Origin of the sequence: Paragemmobacter ruber (assembly GCF_009908315.1) — a bacterium.
Taxonomy (GTDB): Bacteria; Pseudomonadota; Alphaproteobacteria; order Rhodobacterales; family Rhodobacteraceae; genus Paragemmobacter; species Paragemmobacter ruber.
Genome location: NZ_JAAATW010000003.1, coordinates 385,514 through 402,233, shown reverse-complemented (window position 1 = coordinate 402,233; position 16,720 = coordinate 385,514). Strand labels below are relative to the sequence as shown.

General features: G+C 67.1%; 13 protein-coding genes and 1 pseudogene. 6 read left to right on the top strand and 8 right to left on the bottom strand.

The window, feature by feature from the left end:
* The first annotated feature begins 3 nt into the window (after positions 1-3).
* The 3 genes and pseudogenes from GU920_RS14130 to cysE all read left to right on the top strand — a co-directional run bounded on the left by GU920_RS14130 (position 4) and on the right by cysE (position 5,039).
* Complete coding sequence (locus tag GU920_RS14130; protein ID WP_161767724.1) at positions 4-3,891, top strand: baseplate multidomain protein megatron; 3,888 nt, start codon at positions 4-6, stop codon at positions 3,889-3,891.
* A pseudogene (locus GU920_RS19910) lies at positions 3,774-4,043 on the top strand (DUF7742 family protein); the annotation flags it as partial. The gene GU920_RS14130 and the pseudogene GU920_RS19910, both read left to right, overlap by 118 nt.
* Before the next feature lie 177 nt (positions 4,044-4,220).
* Positions 4,221-5,039 (top strand): serine O-acetyltransferase, encoded by an 819-nt coding sequence (gene cysE, locus GU920_RS14125; RefSeq protein ID WP_161768098.1) that lies wholly within the window; start codon positions 4,221-4,223, stop codon positions 5,037-5,039.
* A gap of 61 nt (positions 5,040-5,100) precedes the next feature.
* Here the strand turns inward: cysE and GU920_RS14120 are convergent, their stop codons facing one another.
* From GU920_RS14120 to GU920_RS14095, 6 genes are all read right to left on the bottom strand, one after another.
* A complete protein-coding gene (locus GU920_RS14120; protein ID WP_161767723.1) occupies positions 5,101-6,417 on the bottom strand; it encodes a pyruvate dehydrogenase complex dihydrolipoamide acetyltransferase in 1,317 nt (438 codons plus the stop codon).
* Positions 6,418-6,428: 11 nt separating this feature from the next.
* A complete protein-coding gene (locus tag GU920_RS14115; RefSeq protein ID WP_161767722.1) occupies positions 6,429-7,817 on the bottom strand; it encodes a pyruvate dehydrogenase complex E1 component subunit beta in 1,389 nt (462 codons plus the stop codon).
* A gap of 15 nt (positions 7,818-7,832) precedes the next feature.
* Positions 7,833-8,822, bottom strand: coding sequence for a pyruvate dehydrogenase (acetyl-transferring) E1 component subunit alpha (gene pdhA / locus GU920_RS14110; RefSeq protein WP_161767721.1), 990 nt, complete (start codon positions 8,820-8,822; stop codon positions 7,833-7,835).
* Between the two features lie 234 nt (positions 8,823-9,056).
* On the bottom strand, positions 9,057-9,359 hold the full coding sequence (locus tag GU920_RS14105; protein ID WP_161767720.1) for an FtsB family cell division protein: 303 nt from the start codon (positions 9,357-9,359) through the stop codon (positions 9,057-9,059).
* A gap of 185 nt (positions 9,360-9,544) precedes the next feature.
* On the bottom strand, positions 9,545-10,438 hold the full coding sequence (locus GU920_RS14100; protein WP_161767719.1) for a fructose bisphosphate aldolase: 894 nt from the start codon (positions 10,436-10,438) through the stop codon (positions 9,545-9,547).
* A 118-nt stretch (positions 10,439-10,556) separates the two neighbouring features.
* Positions 10,557-11,747: a phosphoglycerate kinase gene (locus GU920_RS14095; protein ID WP_161767718.1), complete on the bottom strand. Its 1,191-nt coding sequence runs from the start codon at positions 11,745-11,747 to the stop codon at positions 10,557-10,559.
* A 200-nt stretch (positions 11,748-11,947) separates the two neighbouring features.
* Here GU920_RS14095 and GU920_RS14090 point away from each other — a divergent pair, with 200 nt between their 5' ends.
* Positions 11,948-12,457, top strand: a complete 510-nt coding sequence (locus tag GU920_RS14090) for a peptidylprolyl isomerase (protein WP_161767717.1) — start codon at positions 11,948-11,950, stop codon at positions 12,455-12,457.
* Positions 12,447-13,055: a peptidylprolyl isomerase gene (locus GU920_RS14085; RefSeq protein WP_161767716.1), complete on the top strand. Its 609-nt coding sequence runs from the start codon at positions 12,447-12,449 to the stop codon at positions 13,053-13,055. Before GU920_RS14090 ends, GU920_RS14085 begins: the two co-directional genes overlap by 11 nt.
* A gap of 197 nt (positions 13,056-13,252) precedes the next feature.
* Here the strand turns inward: GU920_RS14085 and tyrS are convergent, their stop codons facing one another.
* Positions 13,253-14,503, bottom strand: a complete 1,251-nt coding sequence (tyrS, locus tag GU920_RS14080) for a tyrosine--tRNA ligase (protein WP_161767715.1) — start codon at positions 14,501-14,503, stop codon at positions 13,253-13,255.
* A 58-nt stretch (positions 14,504-14,561) separates the two neighbouring features.
* Between tyrS and GU920_RS14075 the strand changes: the two genes are divergently transcribed.
* Positions 14,562-15,656 carry an anhydro-N-acetylmuramic acid kinase gene (locus tag GU920_RS14075; RefSeq protein ID WP_161767714.1) on the top strand — a complete coding sequence of 365 codons (1,095 nt, stop codon included), beginning with the start codon at positions 14,562-14,564 and terminating at the stop codon, positions 15,654-15,656.
* A gap of 91 nt (positions 15,657-15,747) precedes the next feature.
* Here GU920_RS14075 and rarD read toward each other — a convergent pair whose 3' ends face one another.
* Entirely contained in the window at positions 15,748-16,641 is an 894-nt protein-coding gene (rarD, locus tag GU920_RS14070) for an EamA family transporter RarD (protein WP_161767713.1), read from the bottom strand.
* Between the last annotated feature and the right edge of the window lie 79 nt (positions 16,642-16,720).

The window sequence follows — 16,720 nt, the reverse complement described above, 5'->3', positions numbered from 1 at the left end:
GACATGGCGACGATCATCCTTGCGGCGGCGGGGGCCTTTGTGGGCGCGGGCTTTGGCGGCACGGTGCTGGGCCTGTCGGGCGCGGTGATCGGGCGGGCCGTGGGGGCCACGGTGGGGCGCGCCATCGACCAGCGGCTTTTCGGCGCAGGGTCGGAGCCGGTGGCGACCGGGCGACTGGATCGGCTGCGGCTGATGTCATCGGGCTTTGGTGGGACCTTGCCCATGGTCTGGGGCCGGGTGCGGGTGGGCGGGCAGGTGATCTGGGCCGCGCCATTCACCGAGATGGTGTCGCAATCGGGCGGTGGCGGGAAGGGAGCCCCGCGCCCGACGGTGACAAGCTACAGCTATGGCGTGAGTGTGGCGGTGGCGCTGTGCGAAGGCGTGATCCAAGGCGTGGGCCGGGTCTGGGCGGATGGGACGGAGGTCGATCCGGCGCGGCTGGGGATGCGCGTCTATCCGGGGTCGGAGACGCAGCTGCCCGATCCCAAGATCGCGGCGGTAGAGGGGGCAGCAGCGGCGCCCGCCTATCGCGGCACGGCCTATGTGGTGTTCGAAGATCTGGCGCTGGCCGAGTATGGCAACCGGGTGCCGCAATTCACCTTTGAGGTGATCCGACCGGCACAGGGGGCGCTGGCCGATCAGGTGCCGCCCTTCGCGGCGGCCATCCGGGGCGTGGCGCTGATTCCCGGGACGGGGGAATACAGCCTGGCGATGCGCAAGGTGACGCTGCCCGGGGGACTGGGCGGCGGCACGGTGGTGAACCAGCACAGCCCCGCGGGCGAGAGCGATCTGGCGGTGTCGCTGGGGCAGATGCGGCGGGAACTGCCGGGGGTGGAGTCGGTTTCGCTGGTGGTGTCCTGGTTCGGCAGTGATCTGCGCTGCGGGCAGTGCGACATCCGCCCGAAGGTGGAGCAGGTGGCGCTGGACGGCATCGGCATGCCGTGGCGCGCGGGCGGAATCGGGCGGGCGCAGGCGGCGGAGGTGCCGCGCGTCGCGGGCCGGTCGATCTATGGCGGCACACCTGCGGATGCGGCGGTGATCGAGGCGATCCGCGCGATCCGGGCGGGAGGCCAGCGGGTGATGTTCTATCCCTTCATCCTGATGGAGCAGGTGGCGGGCAATGGTCTGACCGATCCCTATAGCGGGGCAGAGGATCAGCCGGTGCTGCCGTGGCGGGGGCGGATCACGCTGTCGGTCGCACCGGGACGGGCGGGAACGCCCGACCGGACGGTGGCGGCGGCGGCCGAGGTCGCGGCCTTTTTCGGCGCGGCGCTGCCTGCGCATTTCACGCGCAGCGGAGAGACGATTACCTATACCGGCCCGGCCGAGGATTGGGGCCTGCGCCGGTTCATCCTGCATTACGCCCATCTGTGCGCGGCGGCGGGCGGGGTTGAGGCCTTCTGCATCGGATCGGAACTGCGCGAGGTGACGGCCATCCGGGGCGCGGGTGACAGCTTTCCCGCCGTGGCGGCGCTGCGCGCGCTGGCGGCGGACTGCCGGGCCATCCTGGGGCCTGCGGTGAAGATCGGCTATGCGGCGGATTGGACGGAGTATTCCGGGTTGAACCGGGATGGGAACCGGTACTTTCACCTCGATCCCCTCTGGGCGGATGCGGCGGTCGATTTCGTGGGGATCGACAATTACATGCCCCTGTCGGATTGGCGCGAGGGCGAGGATCACGCGGATGCCGATCGGGGCGGCATCCATGATCTGCGCTACCTGCGGGACAATGTCGAAGGGGGCGAGGGGTATGACTGGTTCTATGCCGCGCCCGAGGGCGAGGCGGCGCAGCGGCGCGAACCCATCACCGACGGCGCGGGGGAGCCGTGGATCTGGCGGGTGAAGGATATCCGCAACTGGTGGGGCCTGCCGCATCATGAACGTATCGGGGGGGTGCGTGCGGCTTTGCCGACGGACTGGGTGCCGATGGGCAAGCCCATCTGGTTCACCGAATATGGCTGCCCGGCTGTGGACAAGGGGACGAACCAGCCGAACCTGTTCTTCGATGCCGCCTCATCCGAAGGGGCCTTGCCGCGCGCGTCGAGGGGGATGCGGGATGACCTGATCCAGATGCAGTATTACCGTGCCCTTCTGTCCCATTGGGGGACGGCGGGGGTGAACCCGCTTTCGCCCGTCTATGGCGGGCCGATGGTAGATCTGGGCCATGCCCATGCCTGGGCTTGGGATGCGCGGCCCTATCCGGCCTTTCCCCTGCGCGAAGAGGTATGGGCGGATGGCCCGAACCATGCGCGGGGCCACTGGCTAAACGGGCGGGCGACGGCGCAGCCGGTGGAGGCGGTGCTGGCGGAAATCGCGGGCCGCGCCGGGCTGGATCTGCCCGATCTGGACGGCGTGCAGGGCGTGGTGCGCGGCTATGCGCTGGACAGCCTGAGCACGGGGCGGGCGGCGATCCAGCCGCTGATGCTGTCCTGCGGCTTTGACGCGGCAGAGCGGGGTGGGCGGTTGGCCTTTCGCCGCCGCATGGCGCGGGTGGCGCGCGTTGTGGAGGAGGCCGCGCTGGCGGTGGACGGGGAGGAGCCTGCGCTGGTGATCCAGCGCGGGGCCGAGGCCGAGGCGGCGGGGCGGCTGCGCGTGGCCTATCTGGACGGCGAGGGGGAGTATCGGCGGCTGGTGGCCGATGTGTTGCGCCCCGATCATGCGGGGGCGGCGGCGCTGGATCAGGAAGTGCCTCTGGCGCTGCTGCCCGAAGAGGCGCGGGCGATGGCGGAGCGCTGGCTGTCAGAGGCGCGGGTGGGGCGCGACGTGGCGCGTTTTGCGCTGCCGCCATCGGGCGTGCGGCTGGCCGTGGGCGATGTGGTGCGGCTGGCCGGGCAGCGCTGGCGGATCGACCGGGCGGAACAGGCGGGCCTCATGCGGGTGGAGGCGTCGCGGGTGGAGCCGGGGGTCTATCTGCCGGGGCCGGATGGGCGCGCGCGGGGCAGCATCGCGCCGTTCCTGCCGGCGGTGCCGGTCTATCCCCTGTTCCTCGATTTACCGCTGATGACCGGGCAGGAAGAGCCGCAGGCGCCGCATCTGGCGGTGACGGCCACGCCCTGGCCCGGGCGGGTGGCGCTGTGGGGTGCGGATGGGGCGGATGGGTTCACGCTGAACGGGCTGCGCACGCAGCCCGCCGTGATGGGCGAGACAGAGAATGCGCTGGCCGCGGCGCGGGCGGGCTTGTGGGACCGGGGGCCTGCGCTGCGGGTGCGTTTTGCCAGCGGCGCGGTGGCGGCGGCGGCGGAAGGGGCGGTGCTGAACGGGGCCAATCTGGCGGCCATCGGGGATGGCAGCGCGGAGGGTTGGGAATTGTTCCAGTTCGCGGGGGCGGCGCTGGTTGGGCCGAACACCTGGGATCTGTCGATGCGGCTGCGGGGGCAGGCCGGGACAGAGGCGGAAATGCCGACCTTCTGGCCGGCAGGAAGCCAGGTGGTGCTGATCGACGCGGCGGTGACGCAGATCGACCTGCCGCCGTCCTTGCGCGGGCTGGAGCGGACCTGGCGCATCGGGGCGGCGGAGCGCGGCTTTGACGACCCGGATGTGGTGGAGCGGCGGCTGGGCTTTGCCGGGATCGGGCTGCGGCCCTTGTCGGTGGGGCATCTGCGGGCAGGGCCGGGGGCGGGGGGGCTGCGCCTGCACTGGCTGCGGCGGACGCGGATCGACGGGGACAACTGGACCTCGGCCGAGGTGCCTTTGGGCGAGGAGCGAGAGGCCTATCACCTGCGGGTACGGCGGGGGGCCGTGGTGCTGCGCGAGGTGGAGGTGACGGTGCCGGAATGGACCTATCCGCCCGCATGGCGGCAGGCCGATGGTCCGGACCCGGTGACGGTAGAGGTGGCGCAACTGTCGGCGCGATTCGGCGCGGGGCCCTATCGGGCGGTGCAGGTGGCGTGATGCGGCGGGTGCTGGTGGGCGATCTGCTGGCGCTGGCGGCGGCGCTGGCCGAGGACGAGGGTCGTGCCACCCGCGCCCTTGCCGAGGCCCATGCCGCGCATCGCTACATGCGCCGGATGAGGCGGCCCCACCCGCGCTGGGGCGATGGCAGCCTGATGGCGCGGCTGGGGCCGGAGGGGGGGCGGCTGGGCCATGGCTATGGCCCGGCCGCCCTAAAGGCCTTGGCCGGGGCCGCCACCGCGATTGCCGCGTGGAAGGCGCGACCATGGTTGGTCTGTCCTGTGCCGAAGCGATGTGCTAGAACAGGGCCTCTGCAAGGAGGGCGTGGTATGGCCGAAATCAAGCCGAAGGTGACAGCCGTCGATCCGGTCTGGACCCGTGTCTGTGACGAGGCGCGCGAGGCGATCGCGACAGAGCCGCTTTTGGGCGGGCTGATGCATTCTGGCCTCTTGCACCATGCGACGATGGAGCGGGCGCTGGCTTACCGCTTTTCGCTGAAGCTCGCCTCGGGCGAGATGAGCGAACAGATCCTGCGTGAAATCGCCGATCAGGCCTATGACAGCGACCCAGAACTTGGCGCGGCGGCGCGGGCCGATCTGATGGCGGTCTATGACCGCGACCCGGCCTGCCACCGCTTCATCCAGCCGATCCTGTTCTTCAAGGGGTATCAGGCGGTACAGGCCTATCGTGTGGGCCATTGGCTGTGGGAACAGGGGCGGATCGACCTTGCCTATTTCGTTCAGATGCGCGTGTCCGAGGTGTTTGGCGTGGATATCCATCCGGCGGCACAGGTCGGCAAGGGGCTGATGATCGACCACGCCCATTCCATCGTGATCGGCGAGACGGCGGTGGTGGGCGACAATGTGTCGATGCTGCATTCCGTGACGCTGGGCGGGACAGGGAAAGAGGATGGCGACCGCCATCCCAAGATCGGCAATGGCGTGCTGATCGGGGCGGGGGCGAAGGTTCTGGGCAATATCACCATCGGCCATTGCTCGCGCATCGCGGCGGGCTCGGTGGTGCTGCAGGACATCCCGCCGATGAAGACGGTGGCGGGCGTTCCGGCGCGGATCGTGGGAGAGGCGGGCTGTTCGCAGCCCGCCGTGTCGATGGATCACAAGCTGACGGGTTGCGTCGACTGCGATTGATGTGACGCATGAAAAAGCCCCCGGAAGCGGTTGCTTCCGGGGGCTTTTTTTCATCCTGCCGTCAGGCCAGCATCGCCATCGGGTTTTCCAGATTGTCGACGATGGCCTGCAACAGTTGCGCTCCCAACGCCCCGTCGATCACGCGGTGATCGACAGACAGCGTCATCGACATCACGGTTGCCACGCCGAGACTGCCATCCTTCTGCACCACGGGCTTCTTGATCCCGGCGCCCACGGCAAGGATCGCGCCATGGGGCGGGTTGATGACGGCATCGAAATTCTCGATCCCGAACATGCCGAGGTTGGAGATGGCGAAGCTACCGCCCTGATATTCGTGGGGGGCGAGTTTCTTCGTCTTGGCCCGCGTCGCCAGATCCTTCATCTCGGCCGACAGGGCCGAGAGGGATTTCTGATGCGCGTCCTTCAGGACGGGGGTGAACAGCCCCCCTTCCACGGCCACGGCGACCGCCACATCCGACGGCTTCAGCTTCAGGATGCGGTCGCCCGCCCAGACGGCATTGGCATCCGGCACCGCCTGCAATGCCAAGGCGCAGGCCTTGATGATGAAGTCATTGACCGACAGCTTCACGCCGCGGGCTTCCAGCTGCTTGTTGATCTGCTCGCGGAAGGCCATCAGCGCATCGAGCCGCACCTCGCGCCGCAGGTAGAAATGCGGGATCGTCTGTTTGGCTTCGGTCAGCCGCGCCGCGATGGTGCGGCGCATGCCGTCGAGCGGCATCTCGGTGAAGTCGCGGCCCTGATACATCTTCAGCACCGTCTCTGCAGAGGGGCCGGTGGGCATGGCCGCCGCCGGGGCGGCAGTTGCTGCTGCCGCCGGCGCGGGGGCCGCCGCCGGGGCAGGCGCGGCTGCCACGGGCTTGGCCCCTTCGACATCGACCTTCACGATGCGGCCATGGGGGCCGCTGCCCTGCACCTTGGTCAGATCAAGGCCCTTTTCCGCTGCGATGCGGCGGGCAAGCGGCGAGGCGAAGACGCGCGCGCCATCGGCCCTAGCTGCGGCGGGTGCTGCGGCGGGTGCTGTGGGGGCAGGGGCCGCCGACGCTGCAACCGGGGCCGCCGCAGGCGCGGCAGCTGCCGGAGCCGCCGCCTTTGCAGGGGCGGCATCGGCGCTTTCGCCCTCTTCCACCAGTACGGCGATGGGAGTGTTCACCTTCACCCCCGCCGTTCCTTCGGCGATCAGGATACGGCCCACCGTGCCTTCATCCACAGCCTCGAATTCCATCGTGGCCTTGTCGGTTTCGATCTCGGCGATGATCTGGCCGGATTTGACGGTATCGCCTTCCTTGACCAGCCATTTCGCCAGCGTCCCTTCCTCCATCGTGGGAGAGAGGGCGGGCATCAGGATTTCAGTTGCCATGTTCCCCTCCCTTACCGGTAGCAGACGGATTTGACGGCGGCGACCACTTCAGCGGTCGTCGTCAGCGCCAGCTTTTCAAGGTTCGCCGCATAGGGCATCGGCACGTCTTTGCCTGTGCAGTTCACAACCGGCGCATCCAGATGATCAAAGGCGCGCTGCATAATCGTGGCCGCAAGGTGGTTGCCGATGGATCCGACGGGGAAGCCTTCCTCGACCGTGACGCAGCGGTTCGTCTTCATCACCGATGCCAGCACCGTGTCATAGTCGATGGGGCGCAGCGTGCGCAGGTTTATGACCTCGGCGCTGATCCCCTCTTTCGCCAGTTCTTCCGCCGCCTGCAGGGCATAGGTCAGGCCGATGCCGAAGGAGACGACGGTCACATCCGTGCCCGCTCGCAGGATCGAGGCCTTGCCGAAGGGGATGGTGAAATCCTCTTGCACCGGCACCTCGAAGGAGCGGCCGTAGAGGATTTCGTTTTCAAGGAAGATCACCGGGTTCGGATCGCGGATCGCGGTCTTGAGCAAGCCCTTCGCATCCGCCGCCGAATAGGGCATCGCGACCTTCAGGCCCGGTATGGCGGCATACCATGCCGCGTAATCCTGGCTGTGCTGGGCGGCCACGCGGGCGGCGGCGCCGTTCGGGCCGCGAAAGACCATCGGGCTGCCCATCTGGCCGCCCGACATGTACAGCGTCTTGGCGGCCGAGTTGATCAGGTGGTCGATGGCCTGCATCGCGAAGTTGAAGGTCATGAATTCGACGATGGGCCGCAATCCGCCCCAGCTGGCCCCCACGGCGATACCGGCAAAGCCGTGTTCGGTGATGGGGGTATCCACCACGCGCTTGGCGCCGAATTCATCCAGGAGACCTTGGGAAATCTTGTAGGCGCCCTGATATTCGCCCACCTCTTCGCCCATCAGGAAGACGTTGGGATCGGCGCGCATTTCTTCGGCCATCGCCTCGCGCAGCGCTTCGCGCACGGTCATGGTCTTGGTTGCCACACCTTCGGGCAGGTCCGAATGGGGCCAGCCAACGGCGGCGACGGGGGTGGCGACGGGGGCGGCCACCTGCGCAGGCACCGAAGCAGCAGCGGGCGCGGCGGCGGCAATCGGGGAGGCCGCAGGGGCAGCGGCCGGGGCAGGGGCGGCGTCTGCCGATTCCCCCTCTTCCACCAGCACGGCGATGGGCGTGTTCACCTTCACGCCCGCGGTGCCTTCGGCCACCAGAAGCTTGCCCACCGTGCCTTCATCGACGGCTTCGAATTCCATCGTGGCCTTGTCGGTTTCGATCTCGGCGATGATCTGGCCGGACTTGACCGTGTCGCCTTCCTTCACCAGCCACTTGGCCAGCGTGCCTTCCTCCATCGTCGGGGAAAGCGCGGGCATCAATACTTGCGTTGCCATATTCTGGTTCCCCCCTTACGCGTAGATATCCGTCCAGAGCTCCTCCAGCGGGGGCTCTGGGCTTTCCTTGGCGAATTCGGCGCTTTCGTTGACCAGCGCCTTGATCTCCTTGTCGATGGCCTTCAGGTCGTCATCCGACGCAAGGCCCCCCTGCAACAGCAGGTCGCGCACATGTTCGATCGCGTCCTTTTCGCTGCGCATCTTTTCCACTTCCTCGCGCGTCCGGTATTTCGCCGGGTCCGACATGGAATGGCCGCGATAGCGGTAGGTCATCATTTCGAGGATATAGGGCCCATCCCCTGCGCGGCAGGCCGCGACGGCCTTTTCGCCCGCGGCCTTGACCGCCAGCACGTCCATGCCATCCACGGCCTCGCCCTTGATCCCATAGGCCGCGCCGCGCTCCCACAGAGAGGGCGATTTGGTGGACCGCTTCACGCTGGTCCCCATGGCGTATTGGTTGTTCTCGATCACAAAGACCACGGGCAGGTTCCACAACTCGGCCATGTTGTAGGTCTCATAGACCTGGCCCTGGTTGGCGGCCCCGTCGCCGAAATAGGCGAAAGTCACGTTGTCATTGCCCAGATACTTGTCCGCAAAGGCCAGACCCGCGCCCAGCGGCACCTGTGCGCCCACGATTCCGTGGCCGCCGTAGAAATGGCGCTCCTTGCTGAACATGTGCATGGAGCCGCCCTTGCCCTTGGAATAGCCCCCGATGCGGCCCGTGAGTTCTGCCATCACGCCCTTGGCATCCATGCCGCAGGCCAGCATGTGACCATGGTCGCGATAGCTGGTGATGCGCTTGTCGCCTTCCTTGGCGGCGGCCTCAAGGCCCACGACCACGGCTTCCTGCCCGATATAGAGGTGGCAGAAGCCCCCGATCAGGCCCATCCCGTAGAGCTGCCCCGCCTTCTCTTCGAACCGGCGGATCAGCAACATTTCGCGGTAAAATTTCAGCAACTCTTCCTTCGACACGTTCGGTCGATCGGCTGGCTTCTTCGCGGCCATCGGCGGTATCCTCCCCTTGGTCGGCGGCAAAACTAGTTCAACGTTAAACGATCTATACCGTATCGGGGTTTCTTGGGTCAAAACAAAAAACCGGCCCGTCCTGTGGGCCGGCGCATGGCTGCCATGCGTTGCCGGAAAGGCAGGGGAACCGCACCCCGGGCTTGATACGGGGCCTTCAAGGGGCGGCGCGCTGTGGCGATAGGGGGGCAGGTCGGGCCCGGAACGGGGCCGCCCTTACTGGATCACGATCTCATCGGCGCGGACATAACCCAGCACGGCGCGCGCCTGTTCATCCAATAGGTCGATGTCGAGGTAATCATCCGACAAGCGGCGGGTGCGGTTCTCCATCTCGGCCAGTTCGGCGGCCAGACGGTCCCGCTCGGCGTGCAGCACCTCGGCCTCGGCGGCGATTTCCACCTGACGGAACACGCCGTAATCGCCCTGCACGGCGGCGAAGGTGAAATAGCTGCCCAGCGTGAAGGCCATCAGGAAATAGGCCATGGCACCAAGCGAGGGGCGGGTGGATGTCTGGTTCATCTGATCTTGCCTCGATCGCCCCTCTGACGGGGACGCTTTACGGAATTTGAACCACAAAGCGCGCGCCCGTCCAAGGGCTTCGCCCCTGCCACAGGGTCAGGGATGGCGATCTGGGGCTTCCATGCCACAGCGGGCCGCGCGCGGCGGGATCTGCCGCCCGCCCCGCGCGCGCAGCTGTCGTTCGATCAACCCCCGACAGAGGCCGACCAGATCCCTTCGATCGCCTCGGCCAGCGTGGCGTTGAAGGCTGCGTCGGATTGCTGGGCGCTCAGCCCCTCGCTCAGGGCGCGGCTGAAGCTTGCGATCACACCCCGGTTGCGCGCCAGAATCGCATTGGCCGCATCCCGCGCATGGCCGCCCGACAGCGCCACCACGCGCAGAACGCGCGGATGATCCACCAGCGGCGCAAAGAAGTTGTCCACGCTGGGCAAGCTCAGTTTCAGCATGACCTGACGGTCCTGCGGCAGCGCATCCAGCGCCTCCAGCAGGGCATCGCGCAGGATCGCCTCGGCCTCGGCCTTGTCTGGGATGGAGATCGTCACCTCCGGCTCCAGGATCGGCATCAACCCGGCCGCCGCCACCTGCGCGCCCAGCGCGAATTGCTGCGCGACGATGGCCTTGATCCCGCCCGGATGGGCGGCACTGATGACCGAGCGTTCCTTGGTGCCGAAAATCCCCGCCGCCCGAGCCCGCGCGAGCAGCGCCTCCAGCCCCGGAATGGGCTTCATCAGCTGCACCCCGTCCGCTTCCGCCTCAAGCCCCTTGTCGATCTTGAGGAACGGTACCACGCCGCGCTTTTGCCACAGGTAGGTGGCCGTGGGCATGCCATCCACCATGCGGTCCATCGTCTGCTCGAACAGGATCGCGCCGATCACCTTTTCGCCCGTGAAGGCGGGGGCGGTCATGATGCGGGCGCGCATGGCGTGCATCAGATCGAACATCTCGTCTTCCGTCTTCCACGCGTCATCGGCGATGCCGTACTGGCGCAGCGCTTTCGGGGTAGAGCCGCCCGATTGATCGAGCGCGGCGATGAACCCGCGCCCTTCGCGCATCTTTTCGGTCATCGCGGCGGTGGTCATGTCGGCTCTCCCTGTAAAATGCGCACTCCGCAAGGACATAGCCCAGCCCCCGCACGGCCCGCAATCCAGTTAGCGCCAACGGGACGCCGGAATCTTCCGACCTCCCCAGGGGCCTGCCTCAGCCCATCAGCGCGGCGACGCCGGGCAGGTCCTTGCCTTCCATCCATTCGAGGAAGGCCCCGCCCGCCGTAGAGATGAAGGTGAAATCCCCCGCTGCCCCCGCCGCGTTCAGCGCGGCCACCGTATCGCCCCCACCCGCGACCGACACGAGGCTGCCCGCCTGTGTCAGCCGCGCCGCCGCCTGCGCCGCCGCATTTGTTGCGGCGTCAAAGGGCTTGATCTCAAAGGCGCCGAGGGGGCCGTTCCAGATCAGGGTTCTCGACGCTTCGAAAACGCCCACCAGCGCGGCCACCGTGGCAGGCCCCGCGTCAAGGATCATCGCATCCGCGGGACAGGCGGCCACTGGCACCGTCTCATGCGCGGCCCCCGCCTTGAATTCGCGCGCGACGACCACATCCACCGGCAGATGGATGGTGCACCCCGCGTCTCGCGCCTTACCCAGAATGTCGCGCGCCGTATCGGCCATGTCACGCTCGGCAAGGCTTTTGCCCACCTCTACCCCTTGCGCCACAAGGAAGGTGTTCGCCATCCCACCGCCGATCACCAGATGATCGACCTTGGTCACCAGATTGCCCAGAAGATCGAGCTTGGTCGAAACCTTCGCCCCGCCCACCACGGCCACCACCGGGCGCACCGGATGGCCCAGCGCCGCCTCCAGCGCGCGCAACTCTGCCTCCATCAACCGGCCTGCAGCCGTGGGCAAGAGCCCCGCGATGGCGGCGGTAGAGGCATGCGCCCGGTGCGCCGCGGAAAAGGCATCGTTCACATAGACATCGCCCAGCGCGGCCATGCCCTGGGCGAGGGCAGGGTCATTCTTTTCCTCGCCCGGATGGAAACGGGTATTCTCCAACAGCACCACATCGCCCGGCGCGGCGGCCGCGATGGCCGCGGCTGCCGCCTCGCCCACGCTATCGGCCCCGAACACCACCTTGCGCCCCAGCGCGGCCTGCAGGGCGGGGGCGACGTGCGACAGGCTCATCTCCGGCACGACCTTGCCCTTCGGCCGGTCGAAATGCGCCAGAAGCACCACCTTGCCGCCCCGCGCGATGATATCCTCGACTGTGGGGACGATCTTTTCGATCCGCGTGGCATCGGTCACGCGCCCATCTTCCATCGGCACGTTGATATCCACGCGCACCAGCACGGTCTTGCCCGCCAGCGCTACATCGTCGAGCGTCTTCCAGCCCATCCTCGCCTCCATCACAGGAACTTGTGGCCCCTCTTGCCGCGCCTTCGCCCCGACAGTCAACCGTGGCAACCACGGCAACCGTGCCAACCGTGGCAAGCTTGGCCGTCCCCTGCCCACCGGCCCCATGCCGCAGGCTTTCGCCCTTTCCATGGCCCGCCCGCCCCATTAGGTTCCCGCCCGGACAAACGGAGGATTCCCCCATGGCCGAGATCAAAGATCCCGAGAATACCATCATCCTGACGCTGAAGGATGGCGAAGTGGTGATCGAGCTGCTGACCGACATCGCCCCGAAACATGCCGAACGCATGAAGGTGCTGGCGCGCGAGAAAGCCTATGACAACGTAGCCTTCCACCGCGTGATCGACGGCTTCATGGCCCAGACGGGCGATGTGGAAAACGGCAACATGGAAAACAACTTCAACCTGCGCCGTGCGGGTACGGGCGGCTCGACCCTGCCCGACCTTCCGGCGGAGTTCAGCCGCATCCCGCATGATCGCGGCACGCTGGGCGCGGCGCGTTCGGCCAATCCCAACTCGGCCAACAGCCAGTTCTTCATCAACTTCACCAACAACCATTTCCTGAACGGCCAATACACCGTCTATGGCCGCGTGATTTCGGGGATGGAACATGTGGACAAGATCACCCGTGGCGAACCGCCCGCCCATCCCGACCGCATGATCACCGTCCGGGTGGCCGCCGATGTTGCGTGACCGGTTCTTCGCAGCGGGGCTGTTCGGGGTGGGTCTGGCCGTGCTGGGGGGCTTTGCCCTCAGCCAGAGCGCAGCGGCGCAGGATGCGACCGATGGCCCCGGTCCGAATCTGGTGATCGAGGTGGCGGGCTCCACCACCGGCACGATCGTGATCGACCTCGCGCAGGATCTGGCACCCGGCCATGTCGCGCAGGTCACGGAACTGGCCCGCGAAGGCGCCTATGATGGCGTGGTCTTCCACCGGGTGATCGACGGCTTCATGGCGCAGACGGGCGATGTGGAGTTCGGCCGCCAGGGCGGTGATCTGTCCATGGCGGGAATGGGCGGGTCGGCCCGGCCCGATCTGGCGGCCGAGTTTTCGGATGCCACCTTCGATCGCGGCGTGGTGGGCATGGCCCGGTCGATGGACCCCAACAGCGCCAACAGCCAGTTCTTCATCATGTTCGCCCCCGCCCCGCATCTGGACGGGCAGTACACCGTGCTCGGCCGGGTGATTTCCGGGATGGAGGTGGTGGACGCCATCAAGAAGGGCGATCAGGCGGCGAACGGCGCGGTGGACGGGCCGGATTACATGGCCAAAGTGACCGTGGCCGAGTAGGCCTCTCTGCGCCTTGCGTGAAACGGAGAAGGGGGCCTCGGCCCCCTTCTTTTCATCCGGCCGCGACGAAAGATTTCATAGAAAATCTTTCGCAACGCGAAGAATTTTCAGGGAAAATTCTTCCCGGTCTGCCACGGCAGACCGCGTGGGGGAAAAATCTTCACGGAAGATTTTTCTCCGGCCTCCGTCCGAACCGCTCAGCCCAGCGTCACCAGCGCGTGCCGCTTCTTCCCGGCCGTCAGCTTCAGCGGTTCGGCCAGATCGCCTGCGCCCAGCCGCAACGCCACATCGGTGACGATCTCGTCATTCACCCGCGCTCCGCCTTCCGCGATCAGCCGCTTGGCATCCTTGCCCGACGCCGCCAACCCGGCGCGCACGAAGAGTTGCACGATGCCCACGCCATCCGCCACTTCCTCGGGTGCCAGCGCAATCCGGGGCAGATCCTCGCCGATCCCGCCCTTTTCGAACACCTCGCGCGCCGTGGCCTCTGCCGCCGCCGCGGCCTCCGCCCCGTGCAGGAGCGTGGTCACCTGATTGGCGAGGATGATCTTGGCCGCATTGATCTCGGACCCAGCCAGAGCGCCCAGCCGATCACATTCCTCCACCGGCAATTCGGTATAGAGCTTCAGGAACCGGCCCACATCCGCATCGGTCGTGTTGCGCCAGAACTGCCAGAATTCGTAGGGGCTCAGCATGCCGCCATCGAGCCAGACTGCGCCACTGGCAGATTTGCCCATCTTGCGCCCGTCGCTTGTGGTCAGCAGCGGCGATGTCAGGCCGAAGATCTCGGCATCCAGCACGCGGCGCGTCAGGTCGATCCCGTTGACGATATTGCCCCACTGGTCGCTGCCGCCCATCTGCAACCGGCAGCCATAGCGGCGGTAGAGTTCAAGAAAGTCATAGGCCTGCAGGATCATGTAGTTGAATTCGAGGAAGGACAGGCTCTGCTCCCGGTCCAGCCGCGACTTCACGCTTTCGAAGGACAGCATCCGGTTGACAGAAAAATGCCGCCCGATGTCGCGCAGGAAATCGAGGTAATTCAGGCTGTCCAGCCATTCGGCATTGTTCAGCATCACGGCATCCGTCGCGCCCTCACCATAGGCGAGATAGCGCGCGAACACCTTCTGCATGCCGGAAATGTTGCTGTCGATCTGCGCGGGCGTCAGCAGCGGGCGCTCCTCGGCGCGGAAGGACGGATCGCCCACCTTGGTGGTCCCGCCCCCCATCAGGGTGATCGGCTTGTGGCCGGTCTTCTGCAGCCAGCGCAGCATCATGATGTTCAGCAGGTGGCCCACATGCAGGCTCGCAGCCGTGGCATCATAGCCGATATAGGCGGGCAGCACCCCTTTCACCAAAGCCTCGTCCAGCCCCTGATAATCGGTGCAATCGGCCAGATAGCCGCGCGTCATCATCACGTGCAGGAAGTCGGATTTCGGATGGTAGGTCATGGGGCACCCGTGCTTTAACTCGGGCTGCGGTATAGCGGCGCCGGGGGGTAAGGGGAAGATGCGAAGCGGAGGAGCGGTCTGGGCGCTGGGAACCATGTCAGGCACCTCGCTCGACGGGGTGGATGCGGCCATGCTCCTGACCGACGGGGAGCGCATCCTCGACTTCGGCCCCACGGCGTTCCGCCCTTATTCCCCCGCCGAACAGGCCACGATCCGCGCAGGTCTGGGCCGCTGGCCGGGCGAGGCGGGCGTGGCCGAGGCGGCCGAGGTGGTAGAGGCCGCCCATGCCGAGCTTCTGTCGCGGTTTTCGGGGGCCGAGGTGATCGGCTTCCACGGCCAGACGCTGGCGCATGATCCAAAGGGCAAGGGGACGCATCAGGCGGGCGACGGCGCGCTTCTGGCGCGCGCGCTGGGGGTGCCTGTGGTCTGGGATTTCCGCAGCGCGGATGTGGCCATGGGCGGGCAGGGCGCGCCGCTGGCCCCTTTCTTCCATTTCGCCTGCGCCCGCCAGATTGGCGCCACGCAGCCGCTTGCCATGCTCAACCTCGGCGGCGTCGGCAACGTCACCTGGATCGACCCGCGCCAGCCCGCACCCGAAGCGCACGGTGCGCTTCTGGCCTTCGACACGGGCCCCGCCAACGCGCCGCTCAATGACCTCATGCTTACCCGCACGGGCCAACCGCTCGATCCCGACGGGGCGACCGGGCTGCAGGGTCAGGTGGACGAAGACCGTCTCGCCGCCTTCCTGCGGCATCCGTTCTTTCACCGCATGCCGCCCAAGTCGCTGGATCGCAACGATTTTCACACGGCCCTCGATATGGGCAACCTCTCCACCGAGGACGCCGCCGCCACCCTTGCCGCCGCCGCCGCCGCTGCTGTGGCACGCGGGGCGGAACATTTCCCCGTTCCCGTCACCCGCCTTCTGGTCACCGGGGGCGGGCGGCACAACGCCCGCATCATGGCGGAACTCTCCGCCCGGATGCGGGTTGAGGCTGAGCCGATCGAGGCTGCCGGTCTTGATGGCGACATGCTGGAGGCGCAGGCCTTCGCCTTCCTTGCCGTCCGTGTGGCGCGTGGCATGGCGACCTCCGGTCCCGCGACCACGGGCGTCGCCGCGCTTGTGGGCGGGGGCAGGCTCAGCCAGCCGGACTAGGCGGTTTGCGCCCTGTCGCCCTGCTTCATCTTGGTTGCAAATACCCCGGGGGTGCGGGGGCTGGCCCCCGCTTCCGCAGGCGCACCTTGCGCTAACGCCGCAGCATCGACCCGGTATAGATCACCAGCGCCGCCCAGATCATTGGAAAGGCCACCGCCCGCGCCGTTCCGAAAGGCTCGCCAAAGACGAAAACCGCCGTCAGGAAGATCATCGTCGGCGCGATATATTGCAGGATGGCGATCGTCGTCAGCCGCAGCAGTTTCGCCCCATTGGCATAGAGCATGAGCGGCACCGCCGTGACCACCCCCGCCAAAAGCAGCAGCACTGTCGCCCAGGCATCGGCAAGAAACACCATCTCGCCCCGTGCCGCGATCCAGCCCACCCAGCCCAGCGCGAAGGGCGACAGGATTAGAACTTCCAGCATGAACCCCTGGTTCGGCCCCAGCGGCAGGCGCTTCTTCAGATAGGCATAAAAGCCCCAGCTCACCGTCAGCGCCAGCGCGACCACCGGCACGCGCCCCGCCTCCCATGTCAGCACCGCGACGGCCAGCGCGGCCAGCGCGATGGCCGCCCATTGCGGAGGGCTCAGCCGTTCCTTCAGCAGCACCGCCCCGAGGAAGACCGAAAACAGCGGGTTGATGTAATAGCCCAGCGCCGCCTCCAGCGCCTGGCCTGACTGGATCGACCAGACATAGATCGCCCAGTTGACCGAGATCAGCCCCGCCGTCAGCGCCGCCATGCCGATCATGCGCGGGCTGCGGATCGCCGCCCGCAGGTCCGCTGTCCGCCCAAGCCAGATCAGGATCGCCCCGGCCACGGGCACCGACCAGATCACCCGATGCGCCAGCACCTCAAGCACCGGCACCTCTGACAGCGCCTTCATGTACAGGGGCAGAAATCCCCACAGAAGATAGGCGGATATCGCAAGGATCAGGCCCTTCGGGCTGTCCTCGGGCTTGGTCGGGGTGGGCACAGGGTCGGTCATGCGCCCCTGCTATCCAAGACGCGGGTCCGACGCCAATGCTGAATTGTAACGGTATCAATAGTCCGGGATTATGGCTTCG

Bases quoted from the DNA above. Each gene is read 5' to 3' on its own strand.
- GU920_RS14085 (WP_161767716.1), top strand. From the start codon at position 12,447: ATGTTGCGTGACCGGTTCTTCGCAGCGGGGCTGTTCGGGGTGGGTCTG.
- tyrS (WP_161767715.1), bottom strand. From the start codon at position 14,503: ATGACCTACCATCCGAAATCCGACTTCCTGCACGTGATGATGACGCGC.
- GU920_RS14105 (WP_161767720.1), bottom strand. From the start codon at position 9,359: ATGAACCAGACATCCACCCGCCCCTCGCTTGGTGCCATGGCCTATTTC.
- GU920_RS14130 (WP_161767724.1), top strand. From the start codon at position 4: ATGGCGACGATCATCCTTGCGGCGGCGGGGGCCTTTGTGGGCGCGGGC.
- GU920_RS14075 (WP_161767714.1), top strand. From the start codon at position 14,562: ATGCGAAGCGGAGGAGCGGTCTGGGCGCTGGGAACCATGTCAGGCACC.
- rarD (WP_161767713.1), bottom strand. From the start codon at position 16,641: ATGACCGACCCTGTGCCCACCCCGACCAAGCCCGAGGACAGCCCGAAG.
- GU920_RS14100 (WP_161767719.1), bottom strand. From the start codon at position 10,438: ATGACCACCGCCGCGATGACCGAAAAGATGCGCGAAGGGCGCGGGTTC.
- pdhA (WP_161767721.1), bottom strand. From the start codon at position 8,822: ATGGCCGCGAAGAAGCCAGCCGATCGACCGAACGTGTCGAAGGAAGAG.
- GU920_RS14095 (WP_161767718.1), bottom strand. From the start codon at position 11,747: ATGGGCTGGAAGACGCTCGACGATGTAGCGCTGGCGGGCAAGACCGTG.
- cysE (WP_161768098.1), top strand. From the start codon at position 4,221: ATGGCCGAAATCAAGCCGAAGGTGACAGCCGTCGATCCGGTCTGGACC.
- GU920_RS14090 (WP_161767717.1), top strand. From the start codon at position 11,948: ATGGCCGAGATCAAAGATCCCGAGAATACCATCATCCTGACGCTGAAG.
- GU920_RS14115 (WP_161767722.1), bottom strand. From the start codon at position 7,817: ATGGCAACGCAAGTATTGATGCCCGCGCTTTCCCCGACGATGGAGGAA.
- GU920_RS14120 (WP_161767723.1), bottom strand. From the start codon at position 6,417: ATGGCAACTGAAATCCTGATGCCCGCCCTCTCTCCCACGATGGAGGAA.